The organism is Pontibacter flavimaris, assembly GCF_001907195.1.
GTDB classification, from domain to species: Bacteria; Bacteroidota; Bacteroidia; order Cytophagales; family Hymenobacteraceae; genus Pontibacter; species Pontibacter flavimaris.
Genome location: NZ_LVWA01000012.1, coordinates 192565 through 205626 on the forward strand (window position 1 = coordinate 192565; position 13062 = coordinate 205626).

At 55.4% G+C, this 13062-nt stretch carries 11 protein-coding genes; 6 read left to right on the forward strand and 5 right to left on the reverse strand.

What is annotated here, in order from left to right:
- The first annotated feature begins 60 nt into the window (after positions 1-60).
- A complete protein-coding gene (locus A3841_RS18495; protein WP_073854668.1) occupies positions 61-1293 on the forward strand; it encodes a nucleoside recognition domain-containing protein in 1233 nt (410 codons plus the stop codon).
- Positions 1294-1514: 221 nt separating this feature from the next.
- Entirely contained in the window at positions 1515-2387 is an 873-nt protein-coding gene (locus tag A3841_RS18500) for a creatininase family protein (protein WP_073854670.1), read from the forward strand.
- Positions 2388-2560: 173 nt separating this feature from the next.
- Here the strand turns inward: A3841_RS18500 and ygiD are convergent, their stop codons facing one another.
- The 4 genes from ygiD to A3841_RS18520 all read right to left on the reverse strand — a co-directional run bounded on the left by ygiD (position 2561) and on the right by A3841_RS18520 (position 6312).
- Positions 2561-3394: a 4,5-DOPA-extradiol-dioxygenase gene (ygiD, locus tag A3841_RS18505; protein ID WP_073854672.1), complete on the reverse strand. Its 834-nt coding sequence runs from the start codon at positions 3392-3394 to the stop codon at positions 2561-2563.
- A 432-nt stretch (positions 3395-3826) separates the two neighbouring features.
- Positions 3827-4432, reverse strand: coding sequence for a reactive chlorine resistance membrane protein RclC (rclC, locus tag A3841_RS18510; protein ID WP_073854674.1), 606 nt, complete (start codon positions 4430-4432; stop codon positions 3827-3829).
- Between the two features lie 48 nt (positions 4433-4480).
- Entirely contained in the window at positions 4481-5308 is an 828-nt protein-coding gene (locus A3841_RS18515; protein WP_083610430.1) for a helix-turn-helix domain-containing protein, read from the reverse strand.
- Positions 5309-5397: 89 nt separating this feature from the next.
- Positions 5398-6312 carry a pirin family protein gene (locus tag A3841_RS18520; protein WP_073854676.1) on the reverse strand — a complete coding sequence of 305 codons (915 nt, stop codon included), beginning with the start codon at positions 6310-6312 and terminating at the stop codon, positions 5398-5400.
- A gap of 194 nt (positions 6313-6506) precedes the next feature.
- Between A3841_RS18520 and A3841_RS18525 the strand changes: the two genes are divergently transcribed.
- The 4 genes from A3841_RS18525 to A3841_RS18540 all read left to right on the forward strand — a co-directional run bounded on the left by A3841_RS18525 (position 6507) and on the right by A3841_RS18540 (position 11304).
- The gene (locus tag A3841_RS18525) at positions 6507-7565 is read left to right on the forward strand and encodes an LLM class flavin-dependent oxidoreductase (protein ID WP_073854678.1); all 1059 of its coding nucleotides are present in this window, start codon (positions 6507-6509) and stop codon (positions 7563-7565) included.
- Positions 7566-7718: 153 nt separating this feature from the next.
- Positions 7719-8111 (forward strand): hypothetical protein, encoded by a 393-nt coding sequence (locus A3841_RS18530; protein WP_073854680.1) that lies wholly within the window; start codon positions 7719-7721, stop codon positions 8109-8111.
- A gap of 384 nt (positions 8112-8495) precedes the next feature.
- On the forward strand, positions 8496-9479 hold the full coding sequence (locus A3841_RS18535) for an ABC transporter ATP-binding protein (RefSeq protein ID WP_073854683.1): 984 nt from the start codon (positions 8496-8498) through the stop codon (positions 9477-9479).
- Between the two features lie 13 nt (positions 9480-9492).
- Complete coding sequence (locus A3841_RS18540; RefSeq protein WP_235861484.1) at positions 9493-11304, forward strand: AMP-dependent synthetase/ligase; 1812 nt, start codon at positions 9493-9495, stop codon at positions 11302-11304.
- Positions 11305-12159: 855 nt separating this feature from the next.
- Here the strand turns inward: A3841_RS18540 and A3841_RS18545 are convergent.
- Entirely contained in the window at positions 12160-13020 is an 861-nt protein-coding gene (locus A3841_RS18545; RefSeq protein WP_073854687.1) for an ROK family protein, read from the reverse strand.
- Between the last annotated feature and the right edge of the window lie 42 nt (positions 13021-13062).

A 13062-nucleotide genomic window follows, 5' to 3' on the forward strand; every position in this document is an offset into this window, starting at 1 on the left:
TTTCTTAGGGAGGCTTTGTATCTTACAGGCTGAATCTGAACTTATCCAACCTTTTAGCCAATGGTTTTAAATTACCTGTGGGCCACCTTTTTCCTGGTCGCCTTTGCTATTGCCCTTTTTCAGCTCATCTTCTTCAACGATACCGAGATATTTCAGAAGCTCGTGGCCAGCACCTTCGACAATGCTAAGCTGGGCTTCGAGATCTCGCTGGGGCTTACGGGCGTGATGACGCTCTGGCTGGGCCTGATGAAGGTGGGCGAGAAAGGGGGCGTGGTGGCCATACTGGCCCGGCTGGTGGGGCCTTTCTTTCACCGCCTCTTCCCCGAGATCCCGAACAGGCACCCGGTGTTCGGCTCCATCCTGATGAACTTCTCGGCCAACATGCTGGGCCTGGATAACGCCGCCACGCCCTTGGGCCTCAAGGCCATGAAGGAGATGCAGGAGCTGAATCCGGACAAGGACACGGCCTCCAATGCCCAGATCATGTTCCTGGTGCTCAACACCTCCGGCCTTACCATCATCCCCATCAGCATCATGGTTTTCAGGGCGCAGCTGGGTGCCGTCGATCCTTCCGATGTCTTCATTCCCATACTTCTGGCTACCTTTTTCGCCACGCTGGTAGGCCTGATAGCCGTAGCACTTTACCAGCGCATCAACCTGTTTGATAAGGTGATACTGGCTTACCTGGGCACTTTACTGTTGCTGATATGCGGGCTGATGTATTATTTCTCGGTCATCCCGCAGGAGCAGGTAAGCGTTATCTCCACGGTAGCCAGCAATGTTATCCTTTTCTCTATCATCATCTCCTTCATTGGCCTGGCGCTGGTGCGGAAGGTAAACGTGTACGATGCTTTTATCGAGGGGGCCAAGGAAGGGTTTTCCGTCGCCATTACCATCATCCCATACTTAGTGGCCATCCTGGTGGCCATCGGGGTGTTCCGAACCTCCGGTGCGCTGGATATGCTGGTAAACGGCATCGCCTACCTGATCGGGCTGACCGGCGTGAACACGGACTTTGTGCCTGCCCTGCCGGTAGCCTTCATGAAGCCCCTGAGCGGTAGCGGCGCCCGCGGACTGATGGTGGAGGCCATGACCAATTACGGTGCCGATTCCTTTGTGGGCCGCATGGCCTCCGTCTTCCAGGGCTCCACCGAAACAACTTTTTACATCCTGGCAGTATACTTTGGCTCCGTGGGCATCCGCAAATCCAGGTACGCGCTTACCTGCGGCCTGCTGGCAGATCTGGCAGGCATCATTGCCGCCATCTTCATCGCTTACCTGTTCTTCCATTAAGCGCCAGGCAAGAATTTATACTTTTAAGCAGCGGGTCCGGCCTAACATGGCCGGACCCGCTGCTTTTTTTCCTATGCAGTAACCACCAAGGCTGCAGTTACCGGAAAGCCACCAGGGCAACTATCATACTTTCAAGTATAAACAAAGGAAAGAACCTTGCAAGTGAATCGACAAAATGCTATATTCACATAGTATAATCTCACCTTAACCCATAGCAGCCTATGCGATTTCTTCTACTTATACTTCTGTTCGCTGCGTCTACCGCCACGGCGCAGGACATCCCCTACCGCTGGGACGAGCTAACCGCCAGCGACTGGCCCCAGGCCCTGGAGAAATCCAAGCGCACCTGCATTCTTCCTATCGGTATTCTGGAAAAGCACGGCCCGCACGCGCCGCTCGGCTCGGATCTGATCCATGTGCGGGAATGGTCGGCCAGGGCCGCCAAACAGGAGTACGCCGTCGTTTTCCCCGATTACTTTTACGGGCAGGTATACGAGGCACAGCAACAACCGGGCACCTTCGCGCTACCGAGCCGGGTGGTTTGGGACCTGCTGGAGGCAACCGTGGAGGAAATTGCCCGCAATGGCTTTGATAAGATCGTCATCGTGAACGGCCATGGCGGCAACCCGCAGCTGCTGCGCTACTTTGTGCAGGCCCAGTTGGAGAAGCCCCGGGATTACGCCGTGTATTTCTTCGACCCCGGCCAGGACCCGGATTTTTCGGAAAAGGCAAAGAAGCTGCGCAAGTCCGATGCGGCCGGCGACATGCATGCCGGTGAGAATGAGACCTCCACCCTGCTCTACCTGCGCCCTGACCTGGTGAAACAGAAACTGGCTACAACCGAGTCCGGCGAAGATCAGAAACGCATGGCTTCCCTGCCGAACCTCTACACCGGCATTTGGTGGTACGCCAGCTACCCGAACCACTATGCAGGCGAGGGCGCCAAAGCCTCGAAGGAAATGGGTAAGCTGATAACTGAGAACAAGGTGGAAACCCTGGTAAAGGCGCTGAAAGCCGTAAAGGCAGACACCAAAACCCTGGAACTGCAGCGGGAGTACTTTAACAAAGTAGACAAGGTCGGCGCCCGCCCCTAAACGTCAATTTCTCTATGAAGCGCACAGCATTTATACTTAAAAAAAACATCGGGTCCGACTTAACGAAGTCGGACCCGATGTTTTTTATCTGTATCAAGCAGGAGCTGCTTTCTCCTTTATACTTTCAAGGCTGGCACTCTCTCATCTAGGTGTCAGCACCAAGGGATGCGGGCTTACCCGAGCATTACCGAGGTCATGGTGAGCGAGCCGCCTACGGCCTTGTCGTTAAAAAAGGAAACGTCGTCTTTGCTGCCTTTCAGGCCCAAGGTATAAAGCAATGGCCAGTAATGTTCCGGTGTCGGGATGGCAAGTCTTGCCTCCCGGCCCAGCTGCTCATACTTTATAAGCTTGTCGTGGTGGCCGTTCCGGATCAGTTCCTTGAAGGTATCGTTTATCTGGATGGCCCAGTCGAACCCATACGCGTTGTCATCCAGCCTGTCCCAGGCCACCATGCGCAGGTTGTGCACCATGTTGCCGCTGCCCATGATCAGCACGCCCTTCCGGCGCAGGTTGTAGAGTTCCTTGGCCAGGTCGTAGTGGTACTGCGGGCTCTTGGTGTAGTCGATGCTGAGCTGCAGCACCGGCACGTTGGCCTCGGGGTACATGTGGCGGATCACTGTCCAGGCGCCGTGGTCGAGGCCCCAGTCGTGGTCCATCTCCACGGTGGCCGATTTAATCAGGGAAGCCGTTTCTTTGGCAATCTCCGGGGAGCCGGGCGCCTTATACTGCACAGCAAAAAGTTCCTGCGGGAAGCCGCCGAAGTCGTGTATGGTCTTCGGGAAGTCCATGGCGGTGATGCGGGTGCCCTTGCTGAGCCAGTGGGCCGAGACAACCACCACGGCTTTCGGGGTAGGGATATCCTTAGCCAGCTCCTTCCATTTCTGGGTAAATTCATTGTCCTCAATACCGTTCATCGGGGAGCCATGCCCCATGAACAGCACCGGCATCAGGTATCCGTCCTCTTTCAGGTCACTGGTAAACCGGCTGAATGCTGCTATACTTGTCATACTTGCTGCTCCTATCGCTAATGTCTTGATAAAATTCTTCCTGTTCATTGCTTATGTATTTTGTACAGCTGGACCTCGTACCCCTGTAAGGTTCAAGCCCAACTGACATTCTTTCTACTGCAAAGATACCGCCAACTGAGGCCGCAAGTCATTGACATAAATCAAGAAAGCATTTTGCTGCGATGCCGGGTAATACGGCTTAGCGTCTCAGGAAGGCCAATCAGGTGAGAGGCGTTCTGGTACAGGAGACAAGTATGGGTTCGGGATCTGATGGCGGCGTCCGGATATGTGCGGCTTCCCGGTAAATGCTGTGCGGATGCGCGCATTTTATACTTCCTATAGCCGATTTATACTTTCCTATGGACCGGCCGCAACTATTTGAGCCTGTGCCGCAGCCAGGTGCTCCGGTGAAAAGTATAGCCTCACCAGAATTTATGCACCTACAGATACTTTCTGGGCTCTTACCCGGTTTTCCGCCAACAGCCGCTTGGCGGCATCCGAGGCAACTACCAGCCCGCTGGCCATCATGATGATGTCTTTGATCACGAGCCGCCCCGCACCTGACAAGAAGGGGAATCCGTGATCCGGACCGCCCAGGTCCGGCACGTATACTTCGGGAGTGGTGATGAGGAAGGAAAGCGTCACGAGGGACATGCCAAAAGTCAGTAAACCGCCCACCAAGCCCAGCTTGGCGCTGAAAATACCGAGCAGCGTAATGGTGCCAATGGCGATGATCACCGCGCCGAGGGCGTAAGAGAAGGCATAGGTGTTGTTTTCCTGGTGCCAGGCGATGTTTTCGGGCACCACCTCCCCTTCCTTGTTTTTATGTTGGGTATACTCCGGCGCCTCCTTGCTGTAGAAAAAGCTCATGAACGGGCTGTTTGCCACAAAGGGCACAATACCATCGGCCTCGTACTGGAAGGCTTTCAGCCCCCCAATCCAGGCCATGACAATGAAAATAGATATCTGGACGAAATGAATAAAGTAGCGCTGTGCATCAGCTAACTGAACCAGCAGGTTTTGAGTGAGTTCTTTCATGTTGCAAACCTACTGTATACTTTGCCTCCGCAACATGGACATATTTTTCTATCTCATGGACAAATCCGCCACCACCGAGATGCCCACCTTCTCCCGGAACAGCGTGGGCGACACGCCCGTGTGCTTTTTAAAGAAGCGGCTGAAGTAATGCTCGTCGTCAAAGTTTAGGGCCACGGCCACCTCTTTTATACTTTTGTGCGTAAGGTGCAGCTGTTTTTTGGCTTCCAGCACCACCCTGTCCTGCAGCAGCTGCGAAGGCGACTTGCCAAAGTATAACCGGCACTTGCGCGAGAAAGCCCCTGGCGAAAGCGCCATCTCCCGGGCATAGAAGGTGATGGATCGCTCGGTAAGAAAGTGCTGTTCCAGCAGCTCCCTGAACTTTTCCATCGGATTTGGGGAGACAGCGGCATCGAGTTGTTGCTGCCGCTTCACCCGGCTGGCAATGGCCAAGATGAGTTGCAGGTAGGTGCGCAGCACCGGCTCGGAGTAGGCTTCGTTCTTTTCAATTTCCACCCGCAGCTTATCGAACACCTGGTGCAGCTCCTTGTTATTTAGGTTGATGAAGGGTTGGCTGTAGAGGTTGTTGAACAGCAGTCCGTTGCAGGCCACTTCATTTTTATGGTACTCGATGCAGTAGAAGTCGCCGTGAAAGGTGAGCTGCTCCACCGCCACATCCGACGTGCTGTTTATACTTAAATGCTGATACGGCGAGGTAAACAGCGCGATCTTGCCCTCAAAAGTATACTCCGTAAAGTCCAGGCTGAGCTGGCCGTTCCCCTCCAACAGCAGGATGTTGTAGAACTCGGAGGAGGCGGGCTGGCAAAAGGCGCTGCAGCGGAGCCGCTGCAGCCGGAACAAATCAGGAGGTGCTATCATGCAGGTGATTCGGTTCGGAAATTGGGTGTAGCAAAAGTATAAACCGCTAACAAAGTAAATCGCCGCCTGGTTTGAATTGGCAGTTCACCTCACGAAAGCGCCTGCGGCGCAGGGCCTCCCGCCGGTTTTGATTTATCTTCCGGCAAGGGTACGTACTCCAGGTTATCCGAAGGCGGCAACAAGATGCGTCCTTCTTTCCAATCGGCCTTTGCCTGCTCAATCCGGTCTTTCCGCGAGGAAACGAAGTTCCACCAGATGTAGCGCTCGCCCAGTGGCTCGCCTCCCAGCAGCATCAGCGTCGTGTGCTCTTTGGCCCGTATCACCGGACTTGCGCCTTTGTTGAAAACGAGCATCTGGCCCACGGTATAGGTGCTGCCGGCTATCTCTATACTTCCCTTGGCTACATAGATACCGCGCTCCGCATGCTCTCTGGGCAGGCCGAAGCGGGCGCCCGGCTCCAGCACCACGTGCAGGTAGAACATAGGCGAGTGCGTGTGAACGTTGCTCTGCAGCCCGTAGGCATTGCCCGCAATCAGGCGCATCCACACCCCCGTGTCGGTAAACACCGGAAGCTGCTCTGGTTTATAGTTGGTAAAGGCTGGCACCGACTCCTCGTCTTTTTCCGGCAGGGCCACCCAGGTCTGGATCATCTCCAACTCGCCGCCGGCCAGCGTGGCGGGGTCCTCGAAGCGCTCGGAGTGGGCGATGCCGCTGCCGGCCGTCATCCAGTTCACCTCCCCCGGCCGGATCACCTGCTCCACACCCAGGCTGTCGCGGTGCGTAACCTGCCCGCCGAAAAGGTAGCTGACCGTAGAGAGGCCGATGTGCGGGTGCGGCAGCACGTCCATGTTGTGCACCAGCTCCGGCTGCAGGTCCACCGGCCCGGCGTGGTCCATAAAGATAAAAGGGCCCACCATCCGGCGCAGACGGAAAGGAAGGATGCGGCGCACACTCATGCCGGGAGCGATGGCGGCTTTACGGGCTTCTATAACGATGTCGTGCATAATGATCTGATACGGTTTAGGGGTGGTAGACTAAAGCTGCAAAACAATTTTGCCTCTTACCTGCTTTTAAAGAACGAAAAAGACCGGCAGAAAGTAAAGCTAAAAGACAGGCCACAGGCAGCTATTGCTTTATACTTCTGCTCATACTTTATAGTTTGCACCATTCCCTTGTAAAACCTAAGTATAGAAACCTTATGGAAATCGGCATCACCACCTTCGTAGAAAACACCCCGGACCCCACAAACGGCAACCTGCTTTCGCCACAGGAACGGTTGAGCAACCTGCTGGAGGAAATCGAGTTGGCCGACCAGCTGGGCCTGGATGTGTTTGGCATTGGCGAGCACCACCGCTCCGATTATCTGGTTTCCTCGCCGGCCGTGGTGCTGGCCGCTGCCGCTGCCCGGACCAAAAACATCAAGCTTTCCAGCGCCGTCACCGTGCTCAGCTCCGACGACCCGGTGCGGGTTTTCCAGGATTTTGCCCACGTGGACCTGCTCTCCAAAGGGCGCGCTGAGATCATGGCTGGCCGCGGTTCCTTTATCGAGTCTTTCCCGCTGTTTGGCTACGATTTGAAAGATTACGACACCCTTTTCACCGAGAAGCTGGAGCTGCTGCTGGAGCTCAACAAGCACGAGCATGTGAGCTGGGAAGGCAAGCACCGCCCATCCATCAAAAACCGGGGCGTTTACCCCAGGCCGTACGGGAAGGAACTGCCTATCTGGATTGCCGTAGGCGGCACCCCGGCCTCGGTAGTGCGCGCCGCCAGCCTGGGTTTGCCCATGGCGCTGGCCATCATTGGCGGCATGCCCGACCGCTTTGTGCCCTTCGCCGACCTCTACAAAGAAACCTACAAAAAGGCGGGCCACGACCCGGCCAGGTTCCAGTTGGCCATTAACTCGCACGGCTACATTTCGGAAGACTCGCAGAAGGCGGCGGATGAGTTTTACGGCCCTTATGCCCAGGTGATGAGCAAGCTGGGGCGCGAGCGGGGCTGGTCGCCCATGAGCCGGGAGCACTACGAAATGATGCGCCAGCCGCAGGGCTCGCTACTGGTGGGCAGCCCGCAACAGGTTATTGATAAAATCCTCTACGAGTACGAGCTGTTTGGCAACACCCGCTTCCTGCTGCAGTTTAGCGTGGGTACGCTGCCGCACAAGCAGATGCTGCACGCCATTGAGCTGCTGGGAACGGTGGTGGCGCCGGCGGTAAAGAAGGCGGTGGCAAAGCAGAAAAACACAACCGGCCAGTCATAGCAAGTATAAACCGGAAGCCATACTCCAAAGCCAGTTTACCTAGTAGGCGCCAGGTAGACTGGCTTCGGTTTTTTATAGCTGCAGGAGCCAGTGTTTCAATGTATAAGTATAAGTTTTTCATTATACTTGTTTCCGCAATACGCATAAATTCTGATGCTCATACCCAATCAATTCATTAAGCTCGAGTTTAACCCCGCCCTGGATATTCTCTCTGTGGAATGGCCCAACATCCACGACTACACCGTACATGAGCTTCGCTTCATCCTGGCTGAGCTGGTAAGCACCGTCAAAAACTATGACATTAAGAAGATTCTGGCAGACTCACGGAACTCAGCCCTCACGCTGCCGGAGCAGGAGTATGGCGCCATTGTCGAAAAGTTTGCGCACGAGCTAAGTACGACGCGCCTCCGGAAGTTTGCCAGGCTTACCACCGGCCTGGACTACCGTGAAAAAACAGCCGGGAAAGCCGCTGAGGATATGAAAGACTGCTTTCAGGTGCGCAGCTTCTACACGATGGCGGAAGCGCTGGCCTGGCTGAATGCCTGAGTTTGCCTACCGTATTACTTTGCAGCGTCGGACGCAAGGTATAAACCTTATCCTGTCCCATAACTTCTTTGGAATAAGCTGTAATTCTGGAGTATTGTCCCCTTGAGGGGACTACAGGGGTGTAAAGCTACGGAGCAGGCGCCTTGTGTGTGCAAAAACAGGTGAGCAAGCAGGTGTAAACACCCCTATAATCCCCTCAAGGGGATAGTTTTCCACTCCCCTTGGCTCTGTCTGAATCTGAAAAAGACATGGGAGGGATGACAAGGGTATAAACCCGTAACATCCTCCGCCAAATCCTATCCGGAGATGGGAAAGCTTATCGCTTTGCAGTACCTTTGCCCTAATTTGATGCATGCGATTTAAACTTATTGCCCCTCGTTATACATGAGCTTTTTAGACGTTACCGGTATCTCTGTAGAGGAGGCAGGTAAAACCATCCTCCATAACATCAGTTTCACCCAGGAGGAATTCCGAAAGGTAGCCATCGCCGGAGAAACGGGCGCTGGCAAAAGCACCCTGCTCAAAGTCATTGCCGGATTGGTGGAGCCCTCTGCCGGCTCCATACTTTTTGAGGGCAAACGCGTGATTGGCCCGGTGGATAAACTCGTGCCCGGTCATCCCGGCATCGCGTACCTCTCGCAGCACTTCGAGCTGCCGCACTCGCTGCGTGTGGAGCAGGTGCTAAAATATGCCAATACTCTTTCAGGCGAGGGGGCGGATTTCCTCTACGAGATTTGTCGCGTAGACCACCTGCTCTCCCGCCGGACAAACCAGCTCTCGGGTGGCGAGCGCCAGCGCATCGCCCTGGCCCGCCTGCTCAGCACCGCCCCGCGCCTGCTGCTGCTCGACGAGCCCTTCTCCAACCTCGACACCGCCCATAAAAGTATACTCAAAGACGTGCTCCGCGACATCAGCGAGGAGCTCGACATCACCTGCACCCTCATCTCCCACGACCCGCACGACACCCTTTCCTGGGCTGACGAACTGGTGGTATTGAAGGATGGGGAGCTGCAGCAACAGGGCACGCCCGAGCAGGTGTACCGGCAGCCGGCCAACGAGTATACGGCCGCCCTTTTCGGGGGCTACAACCTCTTAAGCGAAGACGGCACCAACGCCTTTGCCGCTTTTTACGACCTGAGTCCGGAAGGCAAAAGCCTACTGGTGCGGCCCGAAAGGCTTAAGCTAACGGCAGAAGGCAACAAGGCACTGCCCGGCGAAGTAAACAGTATACAATATTTTGGCAGTTTCTACGAGGTGGAGGTACAACTACCGCACGACGTGGTCAAAGCCAAAGTATGGGATAACGCCTTCCGCGCCGGTGATGCCGTGCAGGTCTCGCTGGAGCCGGAGTCGGTGTGGTTTGTCTAACGTATAGCACCAGATGCAAGATCATAATTCGGGCCTGATGCCTGCCCCCAAACGCCTGTTTGACTGTGTCACCTACCAGCTGGAGCGCTTCCCGCTGCCGGATATGCTGTGCGCCAAGGAAAACGGCATCTGGCGCAAGTATAGCACCGCGCAGGTGCGCGACATGGCCAACCAGATTAGCGCCACCCTGCTGTCCAGGGGTCTATCCAGCGGCGACGGCACGCCCGAGGGCCGGGACAAAGTAGCCATCATCAGTCAGAATTGCCCGGAGTGGATGATCGTGGACCTGGGCATTCAGCAGACAGGGGCCGTATCGGTGCCCGTTTACCCGAACATCAACAACAGCGAGCTTAAGTTTATACTTAGCGACTCAGGTGCTAAAGTGGTTTTTGTGGGGGATGAGGCGCTTTATGAGAAGCTGCAGGAAATTACCCACGCCCTGCCCGACCTGCAGGAAATCTATACGTTCAAACCGGTGCCCCACGCCAAAAGCTGGGCCGAATTGCTTTTGCCCCTCACGCCGGAGGCGGAGCAAGCGGTAACCAGGCACCGCGAGGCCATCGGCGAGGAAGACCTGGCGACCATCCTGTATACCTCCGGCACCACCGGCGTTCCGAAGGGCGTGATGCTTTCGCACCGCAACCTAGTAAGCAACGTGTTCGGCAGCGCCAAAATCATCGAAGAGATCGGGGTGCGCGGCAAGCGTGCGCTCAGTTTCCTGCCCCTCAACCACGCCTTCGAGCGCATGGCCACCTACTGCTACTTCTACTGCGGGGTGTCCATTTACTATGCCGAGGGGATGGAGAAGATTGGCGAGAACCTGCGGGAGGTTAAGCCCACGCTTTTCACCACGGTGCCGCGCCTGCTGGAGAAAGTATACGAAACCATACTGGCCAAAGGCAATGCCCTCACCGGCACCAAGAAGAAGCTCTTTTTCTGGGCCTTGGGCTTGGCCGAGCGCTTTGAGATAAACCAGCCGCAACCTATAAACTACCGCCTGCAGCTGGCCCTGGCCGACAAGCTCATCTTCAGCAAATGGCGTCAGGCACTGGGCGGCGAGGTAAAAGCCATCATCACCGGAGCCGCCGCCTGCCAGGTGCGTTTGCTTAAAGTATTCACTGCAGCCGGTGTTGTGATTCAGGAGGGATACGGCCTGACCGAAGCCTCCCCTATCATCAGCGGCAACCGCTATCCCGAGAAGAACCGCATGTTCGGCACGGTGGGCCCCTTGCTGGAAGGCGTGGAGGTGAAAATTGCTGAAGACGGGGAGATCCTGTGCAAAGGCCCTAACGTGATGCTGGGCTACTACAAACGCCCCGACCTGACGGCGGAGGTCATCTCCGGCGAGTGGCTACACACCGGCGACATCGGCACGTTGGTAAACGGCAAATTCCTTAAAATTACCGACCGCAAGAAGGAGCTGTTCAAGACCAGCGGCGGCAAGTACGTAGCCCCGCAACCCATCGAGAACAGGATGGTGGAAAGCCCCTGGATTGAGCAGATCATGGTAGTGGGCGAGCTACAGAAGTATGTGGGGGCCTTGATTGTTCCTGCCTTCCATGCCCTAAAGGAGTGGTACGCCAAGCAAGGGCTGCCCTATCCCGGCGACGATGCCGCTGCCCAGGACAAGCAGGTACGTACGCTCATCAAGGAAGCCATCAACCACTACAACCAGTTCTTCAACCCCGTGGAGCAGGTAAAGCGCTTCGAGCTCTTACCGCACCACTGGACGATCAGCAACGGCGAGCTCACCCCTACCCTCAAACTGAAGCGGAAGGTGATCATGCAGAAGTATGAGGATTTGATTGGGGCGATGTATAGGTAGCGTGATGTAAGGAAGTAGCTTTATACTTCCCAAATACCTTCTTCCTGGCGCAAGTCTTCAGACTTGTGTCATTTTTATGATGTCGAGTCTGTGACTCGACTGGCTCAAAGAGCCATACCTGCTTTGGCTATACTTTATACTTGAGCTATACTTGAGCTAAAGCTGTTCGGGACATCCTTGTCCCGAACCAATTCTGCTGCGGATCTCTAGATCCGCGTAAGCCATACTTTATACTTCGGCTATACTTCCCTAGCCGCTGCTTCCTGCTTCTTGACACAAGCTATGCTTTCTAGCTTCTGCTGATCCTCAGTCTTACGAGCCTACTGTTTCATTTCATACTTTGGTGCTCTCCAGCCCGAGAGGGCTCCCCGATATGCATCGGGGTAAACTCTCTTTGGCATCGCGCTGTGTTCCCTCCTGCGCCAGGGCGCTGCCGCTTTCGCGGCACCGGATCTCACAAGGCGCTCTTTGTCGAGGGCCCCTACCCCCACCCAAGGACTGGGATCAGTTCGATAGCCGCCGCTTTTGTCATCTCAACCTACGGGAGAGATCTATTCAGTATCCCAGATAGATCCCTCACAAAGTTCGGGATGACAATAAAGTATAATAAGTTCTGAATTCCCCTCCTGGGAGGGGCTATGGGTGAGTTCATACCTGTAGGGATAGGTCGCGACCTGTCCGTGCGGGGGACAGAAACTATAGAACTTATACTTCAGCCATAGTAATTACAGGCTCCCCTCCTTGGCTAAGTCTCGGATCCCGGACTTGTTCCGGGGGAGGGGCCAGGGGTGGTTGGACCCGGCAAAGTATAAACTCCCTCCCCTGTTTTTAGGGGAGGGTTGGGGTGGGGTAATTCTACACCCACAAACTAGCCGCGCCCAGCAGCGCAGCCTCTTCACCCAGTATAGCCGTTTTGATCGGGATCAAACAGTTTTGCTGCGCCAGCCCCAGTTGCAGGGCGGGGCCAAATAAAGTATAAGCCTTGCTGATATTGCCACCCAGCACCAGCACCTCCGGCGTTGCCTCCCGGATAAAAGGCACCAGAAACGTAGCCAGGTTCTCGCCAAACTCACGAAAAATCTCCCCTACCACCGGCTCCTGCGGCATGCGGTCCACCATTGTTTTTACATGAGGCACCTGCTTTCCCGTCAGCTCGGTGTAGCGCTTCACAAACCACCTCGAGCTCAGGTATTCCTCGGCTATACTTTCTCCGAAAGGTGTTTTCCACAGATCAGCGTCCTCGGCCAGGCCATCTTTATACCTGGCAGTGCCCAGTCCGGTGCCGAGGGTCATGCCGATGGCCCTATTGAAGCCCTTTGCCGCCCCTCCAAACACTTCTCCCTGCAGAAAGCAGGCGGCGTCATTCAAGGTACGGATAGCTGATTTGTCAAAACCGAGCTTTTCGGCTACTAGGGCAATCACGTCCACGCCATACAGCGCGTCATACTTGCCCTGCCCCTGCATCAGCGCTATGCCGTTAACATAGTCGAAAGGCCCCGGCATGGCGATCCCGATCCTGCTTACCGGCTCGCTGCTTTTAGCCATAGCCGCCTCCATCGCGCCTGCCCAGGCTGTCATAATTTCTTCTACAGAGCCATCCCCATGTATAGGCTCCCGCACCTGTGTCTGAGGCAGCAGCGTTCTCGATTCCATATCCACTGTTGCCGCCGTGATGTGGCTGCCGCCAATGTCAACTCCTAATACAAAAGAATTCATAGTTTATTTTATACGATGCAGGTCATGAGGGGTCGAAATAAC

Bases quoted from the DNA above. Each gene is read 5' to 3' on its own strand.
- A3841_RS18500 (WP_073854670.1), top strand. From the start codon at position 1,515: ATGCGATTTCTTCTACTTATACTTCTGTTCGCTGCGTCTACCGCCACG.
- ygiD (WP_073854672.1), bottom strand. From the start codon at position 3,394: ATGACAAGTATAGCAGCATTCAGCCGGTTTACCAGTGACCTGAAAGAG.
- A3841_RS18520 (WP_073854676.1), bottom strand. From the start codon at position 6,312: ATGCACGACATCGTTATAGAAGCCCGTAAAGCCGCCATCGCTCCCGGC.
- A3841_RS18535 (WP_073854683.1), top strand. From the start codon at position 8,496: ATGAGCTTTTTAGACGTTACCGGTATCTCTGTAGAGGAGGCAGGTAAA.
- A3841_RS18495 (WP_073854668.1), top strand. From the start codon at position 61: ATGGTTTTAAATTACCTGTGGGCCACCTTTTTCCTGGTCGCCTTTGCT.
- A3841_RS18545 (WP_073854687.1), bottom strand. From the start codon at position 13,020: ATGAATTCTTTTGTATTAGGAGTTGACATTGGCGGCAGCCACATCACG.
- rclC (WP_073854674.1), bottom strand. From the start codon at position 4,432: ATGAAAGAACTCACTCAAAACCTGCTGGTTCAGTTAGCTGATGCACAG.
- A3841_RS18525 (WP_073854678.1), top strand. From the start codon at position 6,507: ATGGAAATCGGCATCACCACCTTCGTAGAAAACACCCCGGACCCCACA.
- A3841_RS18540 (WP_235861484.1), top strand. From the start codon at position 9,493: ATGCAAGATCATAATTCGGGCCTGATGCCTGCCCCCAAACGCCTGTTT.
- A3841_RS18515 (WP_083610430.1), bottom strand. From the start codon at position 5,308: ATGATAGCACCTCCTGATTTGTTCCGGCTGCAGCGGCTCCGCTGCAGC.
- A3841_RS18530 (WP_073854680.1), top strand. From the start codon at position 7,719: ATGCTCATACCCAATCAATTCATTAAGCTCGAGTTTAACCCCGCCCTG.